We start from the raw sequence: 18,010 nt of genomic DNA, 5'->3' as shown, positions 1-18,010 counted from the left end.
TCACGAACCATATTCGGCCATCATTTTAGTCGGCCATCATTAATGCAATCAAATTGCGGAGTAAAAGATGAAACTGATATCAGTGACCAAGATTTGGGACGCTTCGCCCCACAACGCCTTTACGGATCTGGTGCGCTTTAAACAAAAGCTTTATTGCGTATTTCGTCAGGCCAGTGCACACGTGTCGCCAGACGGCGCGCTGCGGATCCTATGCTCAGATAACGAGGGTAAAGACTGGCAAAGTGTCGCCCTCGTGGAGACAGATTTTGCCGATCTCAGAGATGGGAAGCTGGTGGTTGAGGGTGAAAAGCTATTCCTGTTTGCTGGCGCCGCGATTCAACAAGAAGAAGGACGGGCGATGCGTTCCTATTGCTGGCAGTCTCATGACGGGGTGAATTGGGCTGGACCAAGGGCCCTGGTCAAAGAGAGAGAATGGCTGTGGCGCATCACACCCCATAAGGGGCACTTCTATGGGATTGCCTATTATTGTCACGAACATGATGGCTATGCGGCGCTGTATAAAAGTGATGCCAGTACCGATTTTCATCCCTTGGTGGAGAAACTTAGCCAGGCCGGTTATGTCAATGAGTCTGGTTTAGTGTTCGACGAGGCTGATAAAGCCATCTGCCTGCTGCGCCGGGATCCACTGTGGCAGACAGATGAGCGTGCATTGCTGGGCGAGTCGGAGCCTCCCTATACCCAGTGGCATTGGCAGACGACTAACTGCCGCGTAGGAGGGCCGGTAACCTTTCTTTATCAAGGTAAGCTTTATGGCGTGGTGCGCCTCTATGATGGTCGTGTGCGTACCTCGCTGGTGGCGATCGACAGACAAAGGGCGCAGATAGAGGAGCTGCTCTCTTTGCCATCGGGCGGCGACACCAGTTACGCCGGTGTCGTGCTCTGTGACAATATCTTGATGGTCAGTTATTACTCCTCCCACGAAGGCGATTGCGCCATTTATTTCGCTAAAATTGCCCTTTAACCTATTTAAGACCAGGTGAGACAGCATTTGGTCTTAATCACTTCTGTATTTTTCCTTATTGTTTAGTTAAATATTCTGAATATAAAGTTTTTCTAGTTATGTAATGTATTAGTTTGTTTTCGAGGTAAAAGTTAAGGTGTCTTATAAATAGATTTTAATGTTTTATTGTTAAAATTTTTATTTACCATGGCTTACCGTCTAGATACATTTTTTACATTGTTACTTTTGTGTTTTATTTCTATTTGTTGTTGATCTTTTATTAATCTATTAAACATATTTGGTACATATGTATTAATTTGTTTCATTTGGTTTGTTTTCTATTGTCACATCTGTTTACAAAGCTGGGTTCAAAATAAAGGTTTTTTTATTCAGTGGGTTATGATGTTTTGTTGAGGTGGGTGTTGTTGCTGGTTATTATTCGTTTGTATCAATTCTTATCATTGCGGTTATTTTGATGTTAACGGCGTTGACTTGTTTTATGTTTTTTCACAATATCTTCACCGAAGGACATTCTTCTTATTTTAAAAATAAAAAATAAATTAATGATCGAAACTCAGTTTGTCTGATTTCGTATTGTGAGGGAAACATATGAACTCTTTGACCTTAACAGCAAAAGCGGTTCGCGTTGGCTTATTTGCCGCTGCGACATCTAGCATTGCATTTTCTGGCATCGCAATTGCTGAAGAGCAAAGCGATAAAGTTGAACGCATCGAAGTAACGGGCTCACGTATTAAACAAGTCGATATGGAGACTTCGTCTCCTGTGACGGTTTTAAGTGCGGCAGATATCGCATTGACCGGTGAAAAAACGGTTGCAGACGTACTGAACAACTCTTCAATCAACGCCTTTGGTTCTTGGCGTGGTACCTCGGGTTATGGTTCGGGGGCGAGTGCGACTTCAACAGTCAACATGCGAGGTTTAGGATCTCAAGCTACCTTGGTATTACTTGATGGCCGTCGTATGCCTGGTACGAGTTCTAGTTCGGGCTCTGAGGCTGATACATCTCAAATCCCTATTGCCATCGTTGAGCGTATCGAGATCTTACGTGATGGTGCATCTGCGGTTTATGGCTCTGATGCCGTAGCCGGTGTTATTAACATCATCACCAAGAAAGAGTTTGATGGATTCCAAGTCGACTACAGCACAGAGCAACCTAGTGTAGAAGGTGGTGATGCCAACCGTTTCTCTATTGCGGCAGGCTTTAACTCTGAGAAAGGTAATGTGACTTTTACCTATGAGTACTATGACACTAAGGCTGTGATGGACCGTGACATCTGGAACATGGATGATCCTAGCTATGGCGACTATAGCTCCTTCAGCTCGGTACCTAACGGCTACTACAACACCGGCGAGAAAGATGCCGATGGTGATGATATCTATGCATTCTACTCAAATTCTGAGATGTGTGCCGATACCGATAACGTTGCCGATACCACTGACGGTCAGAACAATGGTCGTTGTCTATACAGCTATGGCGCGGTAACCAAGCTATTTGGTGACATGACCCGTAACTCTTTCATGACCAACTTCAACTATGACATCACGGATAACATTCGCTTCCGTGGTCGTGGTACCGCATCTTTGAGTGAAACCAACACACGTTATGCCGGTACGCCCGTGTCGACTAATTATCCTGTAATGAGCGCGGACAACCAATACAACCCAACGGGTGAGGACATGACGCTGTATATGCGCTCCGTTCAGATTGGTGAGCGCGACACCCTAACCGAAACTGACAGTTTTGATATTCTCGGTGGCTTCGTGGGTTATGCCGACGTGGGTAATGGTATCGATTGGGAGCTGAATGCACAGCACTCGGCATCGACCACTAACGCCTTCAACTACAACCTTATCAACGACAACATCATTCAGAGCGAGATCGATACTGGTAACTATGATGTATTTAATACCTCAGGTATGAGCTATGCAGAGTGGGAGCAGCAGATGACTGCACTTTATTCTGCCGCAAACCACACAGGGGTATACCAAGGTAAGTTCGATAGCACGCAGATCGACGGTCTTGCCAGTACCATGCTGTATGAGCAAGGTGATTTCTCTGTGGCCATCGTAGGTGGTCTAGAGTATGAGATGATCAACTTCAAGCAAACCTCTGATCCAGAGTCGGCTTCAGGCATTATCTCTGGTGGTTCGGGTGGTGACGATGTCGATGCTGAGCGTACTCGTCAGTCTGCCTATACCGAAATCCAGATGGCACTACCTGCCAACTTCGAACTGTCAGCGGCGCTACGTTATGAGCGTTATGAGCAGGAAGGTACGCTAACAGGCGCCGAAGGTCAGGTGACTAACTCTTCGACATTCGATGCTGTTGTACCTAAGTTTGGTTTGAGCTGGCGCCCTGTCGATGCGTTACTGCTTCGTGCCAGCTACGGTGATTCATTCCGCGCACCAAATATGGGTGAGATGTTCTCGTCGCAATCATTGAGCTTCGAGAGAGCCTATGACTCGGTTTGGTGTGAAGCCAACAACGATTCTGACGCCAACTACTGTGCGACAGGTAACCAGCACAAGACCTGGTTTGGTGGTAACCCGAACCTGGAAGCGGAAGAGGGTAACTCCTTGACTCTGGGTGGCGTCTGGAACGTGACCGATGCCTGGAGTGTTGAGCTATCTTACTATTCAATCTCTTATGATAATAAGATTGAGGCCGTTAGTGCATCAGACGTGATCCGTGATGAGAAGATCAACGGTGGCTCTGATTTCGTGACGCGTGGCCCGGATGGTAAGATTGAGTACCTAGAAAGTGGTTATGTAAATAAGGCATCGCTGGAAACATCTGGTTTTGATTTTGCCTCTTCATACAACTTCGAGACAGGCTTGGGTGACTTCAACCTTAAGCTGGATGTTACTCACATCTTAGACTTTAAAGAGCAGGCCGATGCCGAATCTGAGAAGATCGATTACTCAGGTACCCAAGACTATCCTGATTGGCGTGGTAACTTCGCTGCGGCTTGGTACTACAACGATTTCAGCGCGGCATGGACAACCGTGTATATCGGTAGTCAGTCTGGTGCAATGTGGCGTGATCTTGGTTACGACTACATCATCGACACACCAAGCTACTTCAAGCATAACTTCCAGGTGGGTTACACCCATGATTGGAACGGTACCATCACAGTGGGTGTGAACAACCTGTTCGACGAGAAAGCACCGACTTGGTATGACTATGCAGGTTATCGCGATGTGAACACCAACCTATACGATGTTTTGGGTCGTACCTTTTATCTGCGTATTAACCAGAAGTTCTAAATCGTTATTCACCCTCCCTGTGACTTAACGATAAAAGCCTCCTGATTCAGGAGGCTTTTTTTATGGGTATTATTAAGTGGACTGTCTTTTAAATTAATCGTCTAGTGACGCGACTAGTTTAGCTGACGCGACTAACTCGGCTGGCGTGGCTAACTCGATTGGCGCGACTGAACGAATCGCTCGATTAGCAAGCAGCCCGCTTATTGATGAGTGTTTAGTGGGTGAGCCTGAGCTCGTGTCTGTGCTCGTGGGAGTAATCGGCGGCGCACTGGGTGCAGCGCTGCTCCAGCGGGTTGGCGTTGAGCCGCTCGATCTCTATATCGGCCTCACAGTCTGAGCACAAGCCGTAGAGGCCGAGATCCAGCTGGCACAGCGCCGCATCGAGTTGGGTCAGCTTGATAAATAACGGTTCGTCGGCCAGTTTGGCCGCGGTCATCTCGTCGATGAGGGAGGTCAGCGACAGTTGCTGGGTATCGAGTGTTATTTGATGTAATGCCAGCAGGGTACCTAACTCTTTCCTGAGATTCGCTTCAAGCACCGACAGTTCATGTCTGATATGGGATCTGCTCACAAATCATTGCCTAGTTGATATTCTTAGATATTCAGTCTAAACCGCTTGGGCGTCTTAGCTATGACTAAGATCAAAAGTCGGTGACTTTTATGATGAATCGTGTTTGGAGATGTGAAGATCAGACCAGTTAAGGCGCGACTGGGCTGGCTATTTGTCGCGCCTTAGGTTAGGCAGAGCCTGAAGGCTAGGAAGGTTATGATTGCCTGAAAGTTTATCAGGGTCAGAAGGCACGACAGATGGACGTTTTAGCAATCACGTAGCAGGGACAAGATGCTGTGGGTATCTTTAAGCACACGTACCTGACGGAACAGGGCCTCGCCCTCCTCATAGTGGCGGGCGATAAACCTTAGCCATTGTTTGATGCGCGCCGGATAGTACTTCTCTTTCTCGCTGACTATTTCAAACTCTGAATATTGCAGTAGTAGGGCGAGTACCTCGGGCCAAGGCATAGGCGTCTGCTCGCCTTTGACTACATGGGCCAGGTTGGGGATGGTCAAGGCGCCGCGGCCGAGCATGACATCATCACAGCCGCTGGCCTCGCGGCATTTCAGGTAATCTTCTCTGCCCCAAATCTCGCCATTGGCTATGATGGGCAGGCGAGTGACAGCTTTGATCTGCGCGATATATTCCCAGTGCGCCGGTGGTCGGTAGGCTTCCTCTTTGGTGCGGGCGTGCACCGTGAGTTCGGTGGCACCGGCCGCCTCGATAGCCTGGGCGATTTCGGTGCAGCGGCTCTTATCATCCCATCCCAGGCGGATCTTGGCCGACACAGGCTTGTCCTTGGGTACCGCCTGCCTCACGGCCTGGGTCACCTGGTAGATGGTTTCAGGCTCTTTTAACAGCGCCGCGCCGCCCTTGCTGCGATTAACCATAGGGGCGGGGCAGCCATAGTTAAGATCGACGCCGCGAGAGCCGAGCTCGACGGCGCGAATGGCATTCTCTGCCATCCAGTTAGGCTCCTGACCCAGCAATTGCAGGCGTACCGGGGTGCCCGAGGCAGTTCTGCATTGGTACTTGAGCTCGGCGCAGAGACGGTAGAAGACTTTTTCTGGCAGTAGCTGATCGACAACGCGAATAAACTCGCTGATCACCATGTCATAGCCGCCAACGCTGGTTAGCAGGGCTCGCATAGGGGCGTCGGCAACGCCTTCCATAGGGGCTAAGATGACACGCATGATTCTCGTTTTCTCATTAATGCTAGGCACTGAGCCTAAAAAGGTGAACCTGTCGGCCATGGCTTACGTACTACTAATGCCGGGCCGAATAAAAGGGCGCCTATTCTACGCCAAGCGCCTGGCAGATAAAAGCCTGTACGTCTGCTGAAGGGCGGGATATTGATGCCAGGGCTGATTGCATTTTGTGAGGGAGGCATTCATCTATTATTTAATATTCGGTTTTTAGCCAATATTGGCATTAGATCAATCGATTAATGCTGTTTAGATGCTTGCGCTAACACATAAATTGGGTCATAAATGTGACGTCTGATAACTTTTTTGAAATAAAAGTCTTAGGCGTCGGGTCATATTATCCGAGCCAGCAAGCACGATGTTGGCAAACCATTGCATATAAGAGATCAACAAAGGAAGAGATTATGAAATTAGTTAAGAATACTGCTGTTGCTGTAGCGTTAGGCACTGTGTTTGTTGGTAGCGCGTTTGCGGCGCAGGCTCAAGCTAATCCGTTTGGTTACAGTGAAATGCAAGCTGGTTACCAGATCGCCGATGGCGAAGGTAAGTGTGGCGAAGGCAAATGCGGCGAGAACATGAAAAAAGGCGCCAAAGAAGGTAAGTGCGGCGAAAACATGAAAGCCAAAGAGGGTAAATGTGGCGAAGGTATGAAGAAAGGCGCCAAAGAAGGTAAGTGTGGCGAAGGTAAGTGCGGTGCTCAGATGAAGGCCCGTAAAGAGGGTAAGTGCGGCGAAAACATGAAAGCCAAAGAAGGTAAGTGTGGCGAGAACATGAAGGCCAAAGAGGGCAAGTGTGGCGAAGATATGAAGAAGGGCAAAGAAGGCAAGTGTGGCGGCCATAAGTAATAGGCCTTAAGGCAATTTGCCCATGTCGATTAGGCCAGTATTTACTGGCCTAATTCTTTTTACCTAAGGTAAATGCGTCAATTTGTTCACTAGAGGTGAAGTTGTGATGACACAAGCTAAGGTGGGTCTCGGCCTGCGCCGCGAGATGCTCGATGAATTTTGTCAGTCTGTCCCCGGTGCCATCGACTTTTTCGAGGTGGCGCCCGAAAACTGGATGACACTTGGCGGTAAGTTTGGCCGTCAATTTAGGCAGTTGACCGAGAAACACAGATTTTTCTGCCACGGACTGTCGCTCTCTATCGGTGGCCCTGAGCCTGTCGATACCCGTTTCGTTAAGCGGGTGAAGCACTTTCTCGATCATCACGACATAGAGATCTATTCGGAGCATTTAAGCTACTGCTCGGGCAAGGGCCATCTGTATGACTTGATGCCTATTCCCTTTACCTATGAGGCGGTGCGCCACGTGGCAAAGCGTATCGAACAGGTGCAGGATATTTTAGAGCGACCCTTTATTCTGGAAAATGTATCTTTTTATGCCGCGCCCGCGAGTGAGATGAGTGAGTGTGAGTTTGTCAGTGCCGTGCTAGAGGAGGCGGATTGCCGGCTGCTGCTGGATGTGAATAACATCTATGTTAACTCGATTAATCATCAATATGACGCCGAAGCTTTCTTAAAGGCTATGCCCAGCGAACGTATCGCCTATCTGCATATTGCCGGTCATTACGATGAGGCTGAAGATCTTAAGGTTGATACCCATGGCAGCGCGGTGATCGATCCCGTGTGGCATCTGTTAGAGGTCTGCTATCAGACCCATGGGGTGTTTCCCACACTACTTGAGCGTGACTTTAATATTCCAGCTACCTCAGAGTTGCTCAAAGAGATCAACAGGATACATGACTATCAGACTAAGGCATTACAGCCCAGTCATCGGAGCGCCTAGATGAGTTTTACCCAAGTTCAGCAGTCGTTTATCGATTACATCAAAGATCCTTCATCGCCCCTGCCGCAGGGGACTGATGCCAGGCGCATGGGGATCTACCGCGAGCTATTTTTTAATAATGTGAAGGGGTTTGTCGCCAGCGGTTTTCCCGTGCTCTGCTCCCTGTATGATGAAGATGCCCGGGAGGCGCTCGTTCAACAGTTCTTTGTGACCCATGACTGTCAGACGCCGATCTTTATCGAAATCGCTCAGGAGTTTTTGCTGTTCTTGCAAAACGAATATCAGCTGAGCGAGCAAGATCCCATCTTCATGCTGGAGCTGGCTCACTATGAATGGTTGGAGCTGGTGGTGGCCACAGCGCCCGATAACAGACAGTCGCAACCTCTCGACGAGCAGAGCCTGGAAAAGGCGCCTCTGGCATTAAGCTTGGCCGCCAGAGTGGCCCAATACTATTTTGAGGTGCAGCGCATCAGCTCAGACTATCGGCCCGAGGCGCCAAGCGAACAGCCCAATTTTTTCTGTATCTATCGGGATGCAGACGATGAAGTCTGCTTCTTGCAGCTAAATCCGCTTGCGGCTCAGGTGCTTGCCTACATCGGACAGCAAGATGGTGTGGACTTTACCGCGTTATGTGACTGGCTAGAGGCGCTCTATCGGCAGATGCCGAGACAGCAGCTAGTGGAGGGCTGTAGGCAGCTGCTAGCAGATATGGCTCAGCGGGGTATAGTGATCGCCACAAGATAAAATTTGTCCAATTAGGCCTTTCTATCATGCAGACTTGTCACTATAATGGCGGCGAAAATTGATCTAGATCAATAAAAGTTGTCAATCATGAGTGAGGAAAGTATGAGTCAGCCGTTTAAAGACCCGTTTAATTTTGTTTATTTTCTTGGTTTCTTGCTGGTAATGATGTTGCCTACGCTGCCAGCTACCCTATCATGGTTGAAACACCTGAACCTGATCTCTTAAGCTTTAGCCTTAAGCGGTTAATGATATAGCTTAGCCGGCTAAGTCGGGTATACTAACCACTCAATCTTGAGTGGTTTTTTTATGCGAGGAATTCATGGTTATTAAGCGGGGCTTCTATCTACTCATAGGCCTTAGCAGTCTATTTCTAGGCTTGCTTGGCATCGCAGTGCCGCTATTGCCGACCGTACCTTTTATCTTGTTGGCGGCCTTTTGCTTCGCCCGCTCGAGTTCGCGCCTGCATGACTGGCTGATGACTCACCCCTGGTTTGCCGATGCGCTGCAGAACTGGCATACGGAGCGCGCCATTCGCCGTGGGTTGAAGCGCAAGGCCTATATTGCTACCTGTTTAAGTTTTAGTGCGAGTATCATTCTGGTGCCGCTGCTGTGGGTGAAGTTGATGTTGCTGGCCATGCTGACAGGCTTGCTACTTTATCTCAGGCAAATTCCCGAATTAGACGACTGATTGTGAACTTAGGTTGTGAACCTTGGGGGTGAGTTTGGTTAAGCTTTGTGACATTCGCTGTTGCAACCCATATCAAAGGAGCTTAAGCTTTAGCCGAAAATTCTAGTCAAAACTGGCCTTATGGCCAGTTTGTCCTTTTTAAGGGCTTAAACCAAAAAAGATGGTAGTAATGAATACAGACAAGTTAGCCTTGATCAAGCAGAGCATCAAGACAATTCCAGATTATCCGAAACCAGGGATCATGTTTCGCGATGTTACGAGTTTAATGGAAGATCCAGCGGCCTATCAGGCGACGATTGCCCTGTTTGTTGATCGATACAAAGATCTTGGCGTGACCAAAGTTGTCGGTACCGAGGCGCGTGGTTTCCTCTTCGGTGCGCCGCTGGCGTTGGAGCTGGGGGTTGGTTTCGTGCCTGTGCGTAAGCCGGGTAAGCTACCGCGCGAAACTATCTCTGAGAGTTATGAGCTGGAATATGGTCATGACATGCTTGAGATCCACACAGATGCCATTAAACCGGGTGATAAGGTATTGGTGGTCGACGATCTATTGGCGACTGGCGGCACAATCGAGGCGACTGTAAAGCTAATCCGTCAGCTAGGCGGTGAGGTTGAGCATGCGGCGTTTGTTATCTCTCTGCCAGAGCTCGGTGGTGAGCACCGTCTTGGCGAGATGGGCCTCTCTCTGATGACCCTGTGTGAGTTTGAAGGCGAGTAATTTAGTCTACTCCTGATCACTCATGTGGATCATTTAAGTGCCGTGGCAATGCCGCGGCATTTTGCTATCTGGACTCTTGTTATCTTAGTCTGATGACATAAGTGGGCCTGTCGTCTATTCGTTAGATTGATGGGTGACCGTAGATGGCGAGCATTGCCCCGTCAACTCGCTAAAGGGTAGCGAAAGAGTGGCTCATGATGGCTTAGCAATAGGCCTTATAATGGCGTGCTAAGCAGGTGATAGGTTAAACATGAAGCAAGCTGGCTTAACAGAGATAAATTAAGGCGCGCTAAGCGCTTAGCTTGCTAGCGAGATGGACCTTGGCATGTTATTGTTTGCTGATTAATGAAGTGTGCTTCGTAATAGTTACCAACCTTGGGGAGTTCCATGTCATATCAGGTGTTAGCCAGAAAATGGCGCCCTGCAACATTTGAGCAAGTCGTCGGTCAGTCACATGTGCTGCATGCCTTAACCAATGCCTTATCGCAAAATCGCCTACATCATGCTTACTTGTTTACCGGTACCCGAGGGGTAGGTAAGACGAGTCTGGCCAGGCTATTTGCCAAGGGATTGAACTGTGAGCAAGGGGTAACGGCCTCGCCTTGTGGTCAATGTGCCAGCTGCGTCGAGATCGCCCAGGGTCGCTTTGTCGATCTTATTGAGGTGGATGCGGCGTCCCGTACCAAGGTCGACGATACCCGCGAGCTGCTGGACAATGTTCAGTATCGCCCTACACGCGGTCGCTTCAAGGTGTATCTTATCGATGAAGTACACATGCTTTCCCGTAGCAGCTTCAATGCCCTGTTGAAGACCCTGGAAGAGCCCCCGGAGCATGTTAAGTTTTTGCTGGCGACTACAGATCCCCAGCGCTTGCCGGTAACCGTGCTTTCCCGCTGTCTGCAATTTAATCTTAAGAGCCTGACGCTTGATGAGATCTGCGTGCAGCTTGGTCATATCCTGGCTCAAGAGCAGGTAGGTTATGACGATGGCGCGGTGAAGCTGCTCGCCAAGGCCGCCAACGGCAGCATGCGTGACGCCTTGAGTCTGACGGATCAGGCGATCGCCTTCGGTGCCGGTCAGGTACGGCTCACTCAGGTGCAGACCATGCTGGGCACCATAGATGAGCACCATGTGATTGTGTTGCTGAAAGCCCTGTGTGATGGCGACGTGGATCAGCTACTGAAGGTCACCGGAGAGGTACTTTCCTTCGGCGCCGATCCCCATGAGGTGCTGCGCAGTCTGCTGGAATTGCTGCACCAGATCACCTTGACCCAGTTTGCCCCCAGCGCCGCTCAGCTATCGCAATATTCCGAGCAGATCAAGGCCTTCGCCAAACAGCTAAGGCCCGAGCAGGTGCAGCTCTATTATCAATTATTGTTAAATGGCCGGCAGGATCTGCCCCATGCGCCTGATCCTAAGTCTGGCCTGGAGATGGCACTTTTACGCGCCATCGCCTTCGTGCCTGAGGCGCCTGTGCAGCGTTGGATGGGTGAGGCCGGCAGCGAAATCCTCTTACCTGAAGTGAGCAAAGGCGAAGAGATCGCGTCAACACCCATTAAGCCAGCAGCGCCCGTGCCTAACGAACAGCCCAAATCGCCCGTCGAGGGAAAGCCGGAGTTAGAGGTTCGGCAAAGACCTGATGCAGACTCGAGAGCCGGGGCTGAAAGCAATGTTGGGAATAGAATAGAAGCAGAGACCACAGGCGAGACTACCGCTGACGCCAGTGCTGAAAAGCTTTCCCACGAAAATACCCAAGCGTCAGCTGCCGAGCAAACTAAAGCGTTAAGCGGTAATAGCGGCCGAGTTAAAGCGGATTTAGTTGAGGCGAATTCAACTGAAGAGGCTGCGCTTGAAGAAGATGAGAGCGCACAGGAGCTATTTGCCGAGCAGCAGCTGATCTTAAGCCAGGCACAGAGCCAAGGGCACAGTCCAGCGCACAGTACAGAGTACAGCTTAGCGTATGGAACTGAGCATAAATTAGAGGCCAAAAGTTCAGAGGATAAGAGCCCAGAAGGTAAAAGCTCAGAAGATAAAAGTTCAGAAGGTTCAACTCCCAAGAGCGAGCTTATTGTCGAGTCTTCAACACAGGCGTCTACAATAACAGTACCAGCGACAAGATCGGAAACAGCGACGGAACAAGGTGGTGAATTGGCCCAGCCTGCGAAGACGCAAACGCCTGTGGCGAGCGTCGACCAAGCCAGTTCGCCTGGCGAGGAGAGCGGGCGTTTTTACGACGATCTCTATTTCAGTTCAGATGAAGATGAGCCCGGCGATCCTAGCGACTATGAAGCCTATCTCGCCTATCAGCAGGGTCATGAGAGCCTAGCGTCTGGCGATATGGCAGCGGCGGATAAACCCGAACCTGAGGCGTCGACTTCAGTTGAGCGGTCAACCCAGGCTAGCACCTCGTCACCAGAGATGGCATCAGCAGAAGAAGCCAGCGCCCCGAACCTGTTGGAGGACGATCTACTCGATGCCGTACTGAATGCGCGTCAGAATCTACTTAGCGATCTTAAGGAAGATGCGGCTAAGGAGGACGCTGCTAACGAGAGCGGATCAAAAAAGCCCCTAGGCGTTAAGACTTCCCAGACTCAATCGAGTAGCGATCAGCAGGCGAGCGAAGATGGCAAGTTTGGTGCAGAGCCATATATGCCACCCAAACGCCAAGGCCAAGCAGCCTTGAGCGGGGAAGAAACAGCCTTGAGCGGGGAAGCAACTGCCCAGAGCTTTGGTGAGACTGCCCAGAGCTGTGGTGAGACTGCCCAGAGCTTTGGTGAAACTGCCCAGAACGATCAAGATAATGCCATGAGCGTCGAAGCTATCTCGAACGTGGCTATGACGACTGAGCATGGGACGAATGCGCCTGAGACGCAGAACAATCATTCCGCGCAGCAGCCTACGGCATACCTTAACGACGAAGACAGGCCGCCCTGGGAGTCGCCAGAACCAAGCCAAGGGCAGATGGCTGCACTAAGTGCTGAATCGACTAATCTCCAAGAGCAGGGCCATATAGCACCAAGGCCCGTAGTACAAGATGTTGCAGGGCAGGTCGATGCAAAGGCTGAAGTACAGGCCTACGCAGATGAAGGTGCTCTGAATGGCCAAAGCTTGGATAGCCAAGGCCCAGATAACCAAGGCCAAGATAACCAAGGCCCGAATGAGAACGCCGTTACCGGCAATCGCCCAACTGAAAGCCCTGCTGTTACTGAACAAGATAGTCAGGTGACACAAATGGCCATTGTGACCGATGAGATCACCGGCCACGATACGGATCTTAAATGGTACCGATTGATGTCGGCACTGGATATCGGCGGGCGGGTTAGACAGCTGGCGGTCAATGCCGTGTGTAAGACATTTAGCGAGCCACTGCCTTTGGTGCTTAAACCCAATCAGAAGCATCTGGCGGCGCCTGGCGCCATCAGTCAGCTCGAAGATGCCTTGTCGAATGCCCTGGGGGGCAGTTGCCAGGTGGAGTTTAGCGTAGGGGTCGAGCCTGAGCGTGAAACGCCGCTAGAGATCCGTCAGCGATTTCATCGCGAACTGCTCGAGCAGTCGCATCAAGGGTTACTGCAAGATGAAAATGTTCAATGGCTAACACAGATGATGCAGGCAGAGATGGAGCCCGACAGCTTAAGTTATCTACCAGAGTTGCTGGGCAAGCGGGGTCAGACGATTGCGCTTATTGATAAGTCGAACTTTGTGACGGCAGAGGAGTCATAGCTAATGTCAGTTATGACTGGGGCGAGTCACTAGTGCGAGTATCGTATGTTGTGAGCTAGGTGCAACGAGCCAGGTGAGCGTTACGAAAGGGCTCGCAGGTCATAAGTTTTAAGATTGGTGATCAGCTTTGATTGCTTATTGGTGCTAATTCAGTAAGATTAGCCAGTTTTTTAATATTGAAGAGAACTCGATATGTTTGGAAAAGGCGGTATGGGCAACCTGATGAAACAGGCCCAGATGATGCAAGACAAGATGGCCAAGGTGCAAGAAGAGATCGCGCGTATGGAAGTGACCGGTGAAGCCGGTGCGGGTCTTGTTAAGGTCACTATGACAGGCTCTCACAGCGTACGTAAGGTCGATATTGACCCAAGCCTGTTAGAAGATGACAAAGAGATGCTCGAAGATCTGATTGCGGCTGCTTGTAACGATGCGGCCCGCCGTGTCGAAGAGAGCCAGAAAGAGAAGATGGCTGAGGTTACCGGCGGCATGCAGTTGCCACCTGGCATGAAGATGCCTTTCTAACGATGAAATTTAGTCCCCTGGTCGATGAGTTGATCCAGTCGTTGCGCTGCCTGCCCGGGGTTGGCCCCAAGTCGGCTCAGCGCATGGCATTTCAACTGCTTGAACGTGATCGCAAGGCGGGTCATAAGCTGGCCCAGGCACTGTCGAGTGCCATGAGTGATGTGGGGCACTGCAGCAGTTGTCGTACCTTTACCGAAGAGAGTCTGTGTCCCATCTGCGCCAGTAGTCGTCGTGGTAACTCAGATCTGATCTGTGTGGTTGAGACCCCCGCGGATGTGCTGGCGATCGAAGCTGGCGGTCACTTCTCGGGCCGTTATTTTGTTCTCTTAGGTCACCTGTCGCCCCTCGATGGTGTGGGGCCCGATGAGTTGGGGTTGAGCCTGCTCGAGACCCACCTGGCCAGTGGCGAGGTGAGTGAGCTTATTCTGGCGACCAACCCGACGGTGGAAGGGGACGCGACGGCGCACTTTATTGCCGACATGGCGAAACAGCACGAGATCAAGGTGAGCCGTATCGCCCACGGTGTGCCCGTGGGCGGTGAACTCGAGTATGTCGACAGCACCACGCTGGCACTTTCCTTCAATGGACGCATGCCATTATGAGGGCTCGCTAAGCTCATCAATAAAATCCAGTTCATCTTGAGCTGGATTTTTTTTGACCAAATAAACCCCTTTATCTTTTTTTAGCTTGAAAAGCGAAAATCCAGCCCCATCTCTAAAGCCATAAGCGTTTTTGTGAAATAGAGAAGGAAACATCCATGTCACATCAAGAAACCCATGGCTTTCAAACAGAAGTCAAACAACTCCTTAATTTGATGATCCACTCTTTGTACTCCAACAAAGAGATTTTCTTGCGTGAATTGGTCTCTAACGCCGCCGATGCGGCCGATAAACTTCGCTACGAAGCTCTGACTAAAGATGAGCTGTACGAAGGCGATGGTGAGCTGCGCGTGCGTGTCAGCGCCGATAGCGAAAAAGGCACTGTAACCATCGAAGACAATGGTATTGGTATGACCCGCGATGGTGTGATCGAGCATCTGGGTACCATCGCCAAGTCTGGCACCGCAGAATTTTTCAAGAATCTATCGGGCGATGAGTCGAAAGATTCACAGCTGATCGGTCAGTTTGGCGTAGGCTTCTACTCGGCCTTCATCGTTGCCGACAAGGTGACCGTGCGCACCCGCGCCGCCGGTCACGCGGCCGATGAGGCAGTGCAGTGGGAATCGGCGGGTGAAGGTGAATTCACCGTCGAAAATATCGTCAAAGAGAGCCGCGGAACCGAGATCACTTTGCATCTTCGTGAAGAAGAGAAAGAGTTTGCGAGCGACTATCGTCTGCGCTCCATCATCACCAAATATTCAGATCATATCTCGGTTCCGGTAGAGATGTGGCAAGAAGGCACACCTGCCCAGGAAGCGACCGAGGAGGGCGGCGAAGCCATTCCTGCGACCGAAGGTCACTGGCAGGCGATGAACAAGGCAACCGCCCTGTGGACCCGCAACAAGAGCGAAGTCACCGACGAAGAGTATCAGGAGTTCTACAAGCATATCTCCCATGATTTTACCGATCCTCTGCTGTGGAGCCATAACCGCGTCGAGGGTAAGCAGGAGTACACCAGCCTGCTGTACATACCATCGAAGGCGCCCTGGGATCTGTGGAACCGCGATCGTAAACATGGCCTGAAACTCTTCGTTCAGCGTGTATTTGTGATGGACGATGCCGAGCAGTTTATGCCGAGCTACCTGCGTTTCGTGCAGGGCCTTATCGACTCGAACGATCTGCCGCTTAACGTCTCGCGTGAGATCCTCCAGGACAACAAGATCACTACGGCGCTACGTACCGCGGTGACCAAGCGTGTGTTGGGCATGCTGGAGAAGCTGGCCAAGAACGATCCCGAAAAGTATCAAACCTTCTGGGCCGAGTTTGGCCAGGTGCTAAAAGAAGGTCCGGCGGAAGATTTCGCCAACAAGGAGAAGATTGCTGGCCTGTTGCGCTTTGCCTCTACTCACACCAACGAGGCGGCCCATACCGTGTCACTGAGTGACTATGTTGAGCGCATGAAGGAAGGTCAGAGCAAGATCTACTACATAGTTGCCGATAGCCATGAAGCGGCGGCCAACAGCCCACATCTTGAGCTGCTGCGTAAGAAGGGTATCGAGGTGCTACTGATGTCAGAGCGTATCGATGAGTGGTTGATCAACCACCTCACCGAGTTCGATGGCAAGCAACTACACTCGGTGACCCGTGGCGACCTGGAACTGGGCGAACTAGAAGATGCCGCCGAGAAAGAGGCTCAAGAGAAGCTGGAAACCGAGTCTGAAGGCCTGGTTAAGCGCGTCAAAGAGTCTCTGGGTGACAAGGTCGCCGAGGTGAAGGTGACCAGTCGTCTAACCGATACTCCGGCTTGTGTTGTCGCCGGTGCCGGTGAGATGTCCTCGCAGATGATTAAGCTGATGCAGGCAGCCGGTCAAGCAGTACCTGAGAGTAAGCCTGTGTTTGAGCTTAACCCAGAACACCCTCTGGTGAAGCGTCTGGATATGGAGCAGGACGAAGAGGTGTTTGGTCAGTGGGCCGAGCTCTTGTTGCAACAGGCGCAGCTGTCTGAGAAAGGCAGCCTGGCCGACCCATCAGCCTTCATTAAACTGATGAACAAGATGTTGTTAGCCGGCGGAAAATAAATTTAAGCTAGGTAAATAAGAGGCAGTTTGACTGCCTCTTATGCTATTTATTTACCTATATAGTCACGAAAATAATAGTCACGAAAATAGTATAGCCAGCAAAATTGTTACCAAAAGCGCCACAATTTACTCACTAAAAAGAGACACTATGGATTCGGTATTGGATTTAACCAAAGAAAATATTCAGCAAGTGGTCGACGCCTCCATGCAGCAGGTCGTCGTCATGACGTTTTGGAGCCAGCAGAGCCCAGAGAGTCAGCAGCTAATGCAGACCCTGACCCAAATAGCGGCTCAGGGGCGTTTCCTATTGGCCAAGGTCAACTGCGATCAGGAGATGGAGATAGCCAACTATTTTCAGATCCAGAGTCTCCCGACGACCTTAGTGTTAAAAGAGGGCAAGCCGGTCGATGGTTTTGCCGGTCTGCAAGAGGCGGCGCAAATTGAGTCCTTGCTAGCGCAGCACTTGCCAAAGGCCTGGCAAGTCGCCCTCAATCAGGCCAAGGTGCAACTTGCCGAGGGAGATGCCGAAGGAGCACTGCCACTGCTTAAACAAGCCTATCAGGAGTGCCAGACGGCCGAGGTATCCTTAGTGTATGCCGATGCGTTGCTCTCGGTGTCAGACATCAATCAGGCTAAGGTGTTGCTCGATGGTATCGGCCTTGCCGATCAAGACGCCTACTATCAGAGCCTCAAGGCGAAGCTTTCTCTGGCACTGGACGCTGCCGATACACCTGAGATCCGCAGCCTGTTGGCAGAAGTTGAACAAAATCCCAGCGATTATGCCAAGCTCTTGTCACTTGCCAAGGCGCTACACAGTGCCAAACGTGACGAGGAGGCGCTGGAGCGACTCTATCTGGTGTTAAAGACAGATCTGCAGGCTCACCAGGGGGAAATTAAACAGCTTTTCATGGAGATCCTTACCGCACTGGGTCAGGGACATGCCGTGGCCAATCAGTACCGCCGCAAATTATACACCTTGCTCTACTAGAGAGTCACTGCAACCGGCCGGCCTTATAGTCAAATGTGCTGGCCTTTGCAATTAAAAAGGTTGTATGTGTGGTATCAGCCTAAAGTCGAATTAAAACTGGCCATCCGGCCCTTCAAATGGGCGGTCATTTGTGCGAAGATCGCCGCCCAGATAAAACTAATAAT

General features: G+C 50.6%; 15 protein-coding genes. 12 read left to right on the top strand and 3 right to left on the bottom strand.

Annotation, left to right across the window (positions count from 1 at the left end):
• Nucleotides 1-67: 67 nt before the first annotated feature.
• Together GNT65_RS02885 and GNT65_RS02880 are read left to right on the top strand one after the other, a co-directional pair.
• Nucleotides 68-982: an exo-alpha-sialidase gene (locus tag GNT65_RS02885; RefSeq protein ID WP_160793593.1), complete on the top strand. Its 915-nt coding sequence runs from the start codon at nt 68-70 to the stop codon at nt 980-982.
• Between the two features lie 588 nt (nt 983-1,570).
• Nucleotides 1,571-4,249: a TonB-dependent receptor gene (locus GNT65_RS02880; protein WP_160793592.1), complete on the top strand. Its 2,679-nt coding sequence runs from the start codon at nt 1,571-1,573 to the stop codon at nt 4,247-4,249.
• A gap of 214 nt (nt 4,250-4,463) precedes the next feature.
• Here the strand turns inward: GNT65_RS02880 and GNT65_RS02875 are convergent, their stop codons facing one another.
• The gene (locus GNT65_RS02875; protein ID WP_160793591.1) at nt 4,464-4,820 is read right to left on the bottom strand and encodes a TraR/DksA family transcriptional regulator; all 357 of its coding nucleotides are present in this window, start codon (nt 4,818-4,820) and stop codon (nt 4,464-4,466) included.
• A 245-nt stretch (nt 4,821-5,065) separates the two neighbouring features.
• Complete coding sequence (dusC, locus tag GNT65_RS02870) at nt 5,066-5,995, bottom strand: tRNA dihydrouridine(16) synthase DusC (RefSeq protein WP_160793590.1); 930 nt, start codon at nt 5,993-5,995, stop codon at nt 5,066-5,068.
• Between the two features lie 416 nt (nt 5,996-6,411).
• On the opposite strand from dusC, the gene GNT65_RS02865 reads away from it, so the two are divergent.
• The 8 genes from GNT65_RS02865 to recR all read left to right on the top strand — a co-directional run bounded on the left by GNT65_RS02865 (nt 6,412) and on the right by recR (nt 14,783).
• The gene (locus tag GNT65_RS02865) at nt 6,412-6,852 is read left to right on the top strand and encodes an HvfA family oxazolone/thioamide-modified RiPP metallophore (protein WP_160793589.1); all 441 of its coding nucleotides are present in this window, start codon (nt 6,412-6,414) and stop codon (nt 6,850-6,852) included.
• A gap of 106 nt (nt 6,853-6,958) precedes the next feature.
• Nucleotides 6,959-7,792 (top strand): HvfB family MNIO-type RiPP peptide maturase, encoded by an 834-nt coding sequence (locus GNT65_RS02860; RefSeq protein ID WP_160793588.1) that lies wholly within the window; start codon nt 6,959-6,961, stop codon nt 7,790-7,792.
• Complete coding sequence (locus tag GNT65_RS02855; RefSeq protein WP_160793587.1) at nt 7,793-8,536, top strand: HvfC family RiPP maturation protein; 744 nt, start codon at nt 7,793-7,795, stop codon at nt 8,534-8,536. It abuts the gene before it with no gap.
• Nucleotides 8,537-8,855: 319 nt separating this feature from the next.
• Complete coding sequence (locus GNT65_RS02850; protein WP_160793586.1) at nt 8,856-9,224, top strand: YbaN family protein; 369 nt, start codon at nt 8,856-8,858, stop codon at nt 9,222-9,224.
• 160 nt (nt 9,225-9,384) lie between these two features.
• The gene (gene apt / locus GNT65_RS02845; RefSeq protein ID WP_160793585.1) at nt 9,385-9,939 is read left to right on the top strand and encodes an adenine phosphoribosyltransferase; all 555 of its coding nucleotides are present in this window, start codon (nt 9,385-9,387) and stop codon (nt 9,937-9,939) included.
• Nucleotides 9,940-10,326: 387 nt separating this feature from the next.
• Nucleotides 10,327-13,659 (top strand): DNA polymerase III subunit gamma/tau, encoded by a 3,333-nt coding sequence (dnaX, locus tag GNT65_RS02840; RefSeq protein WP_160793584.1) that lies wholly within the window; start codon nt 10,327-10,329, stop codon nt 13,657-13,659.
• A gap of 192 nt (nt 13,660-13,851) precedes the next feature.
• Nucleotides 13,852-14,181: a YbaB/EbfC family nucleoid-associated protein gene (locus tag GNT65_RS02835; RefSeq protein WP_033539225.1), complete on the top strand. Its 330-nt coding sequence runs from the start codon at nt 13,852-13,854 to the stop codon at nt 14,179-14,181.
• Between the two features lie 2 nt (nt 14,182-14,183).
• Entirely contained in the window at nt 14,184-14,783 is a 600-nt protein-coding gene (recR, locus tag GNT65_RS02830) for a recombination mediator RecR (protein WP_160793583.1), read from the top strand.
• Here recR and GNT65_RS02825 read toward each other — a convergent pair.
• Nucleotides 14,778-14,936, bottom strand: coding sequence for a hypothetical protein (locus GNT65_RS02825; protein WP_160793582.1), 159 nt, complete (start codon nt 14,934-14,936; stop codon nt 14,778-14,780). The genes recR and GNT65_RS02825 overlap by 6 nt on opposite strands.
• Before the next feature lie 2 nt (nt 14,937-14,938).
• Here GNT65_RS02825 and htpG point away from each other — a divergent pair, with 2 nt between their 5' ends.
• On the top strand, nt 14,939-16,858 hold the full coding sequence (gene htpG / locus GNT65_RS02820; RefSeq protein ID WP_160793581.1) for a molecular chaperone HtpG: 1,920 nt from the start codon (nt 14,939-14,941) through the stop codon (nt 16,856-16,858).
• 148 nt (nt 16,859-17,006) lie between these two features.
• Nucleotides 17,007-17,846 carry a co-chaperone YbbN gene (locus GNT65_RS02815; protein WP_160793580.1) on the top strand — a complete coding sequence of 280 codons (840 nt, stop codon included), beginning with the start codon at nt 17,007-17,009 and terminating at the stop codon, nt 17,844-17,846.
• Nucleotides 17,847-18,010: the final 164 nt, after the last annotated feature.

This window comes from Shewanella insulae (assembly GCF_009831655.1).
GTDB classification, from domain to species: Bacteria; Pseudomonadota; Gammaproteobacteria; order Enterobacterales; family Shewanellaceae; genus Shewanella; species Shewanella insulae.
This window is presented reverse-complemented; position numbering and strand designations above follow the sequence as displayed.

What these genes read in the sequence shown, in the direction of transcription:
- GNT65_RS02885 (WP_160793593.1), top strand. Translation starts at nt 68, where the DNA reads ATGAAACTGATATCAGTGACCAAGATTTGGGACGCTTCGCCCCACAAC.
- GNT65_RS02880 (WP_160793592.1), top strand. Translation starts at nt 1,571, where the DNA reads ATGAACTCTTTGACCTTAACAGCAAAAGCGGTTCGCGTTGGCTTATTT.
- dusC (WP_160793590.1), bottom strand. Translation starts at nt 5,995, where the DNA reads ATGCGTGTCATCTTAGCCCCTATGGAAGGCGTTGCCGACGCCCCTATG.
- GNT65_RS02865 (WP_160793589.1), top strand. Translation starts at nt 6,412, where the DNA reads ATGAAATTAGTTAAGAATACTGCTGTTGCTGTAGCGTTAGGCACTGTG.
- GNT65_RS02860 (WP_160793588.1), top strand. Translation starts at nt 6,959, where the DNA reads ATGACACAAGCTAAGGTGGGTCTCGGCCTGCGCCGCGAGATGCTCGAT.
- GNT65_RS02855 (WP_160793587.1), top strand. Translation starts at nt 7,793, where the DNA reads ATGAGTTTTACCCAAGTTCAGCAGTCGTTTATCGATTACATCAAAGAT.
- GNT65_RS02850 (WP_160793586.1), top strand. Translation starts at nt 8,856, where the DNA reads ATGGTTATTAAGCGGGGCTTCTATCTACTCATAGGCCTTAGCAGTCTA.
- apt (WP_160793585.1), top strand. Translation starts at nt 9,385, where the DNA reads ATGGTAGTAATGAATACAGACAAGTTAGCCTTGATCAAGCAGAGCATC.
- dnaX (WP_160793584.1), top strand. Translation starts at nt 10,327, where the DNA reads ATGTCATATCAGGTGTTAGCCAGAAAATGGCGCCCTGCAACATTTGAG.
- GNT65_RS02835 (WP_033539225.1), top strand. Translation starts at nt 13,852, where the DNA reads ATGTTTGGAAAAGGCGGTATGGGCAACCTGATGAAACAGGCCCAGATG.
- recR (WP_160793583.1), top strand. Translation starts at nt 14,184, where the DNA reads ATGAAATTTAGTCCCCTGGTCGATGAGTTGATCCAGTCGTTGCGCTGC.
- GNT65_RS02825 (WP_160793582.1), bottom strand. Translation starts at nt 14,936, where the DNA reads ATGTTTCCTTCTCTATTTCACAAAAACGCTTATGGCTTTAGAGATGGG.
- htpG (WP_160793581.1), top strand. Translation starts at nt 14,939, where the DNA reads ATGTCACATCAAGAAACCCATGGCTTTCAAACAGAAGTCAAACAACTC.
- GNT65_RS02815 (WP_160793580.1), top strand. Translation starts at nt 17,007, where the DNA reads ATGGATTCGGTATTGGATTTAACCAAAGAAAATATTCAGCAAGTGGTC.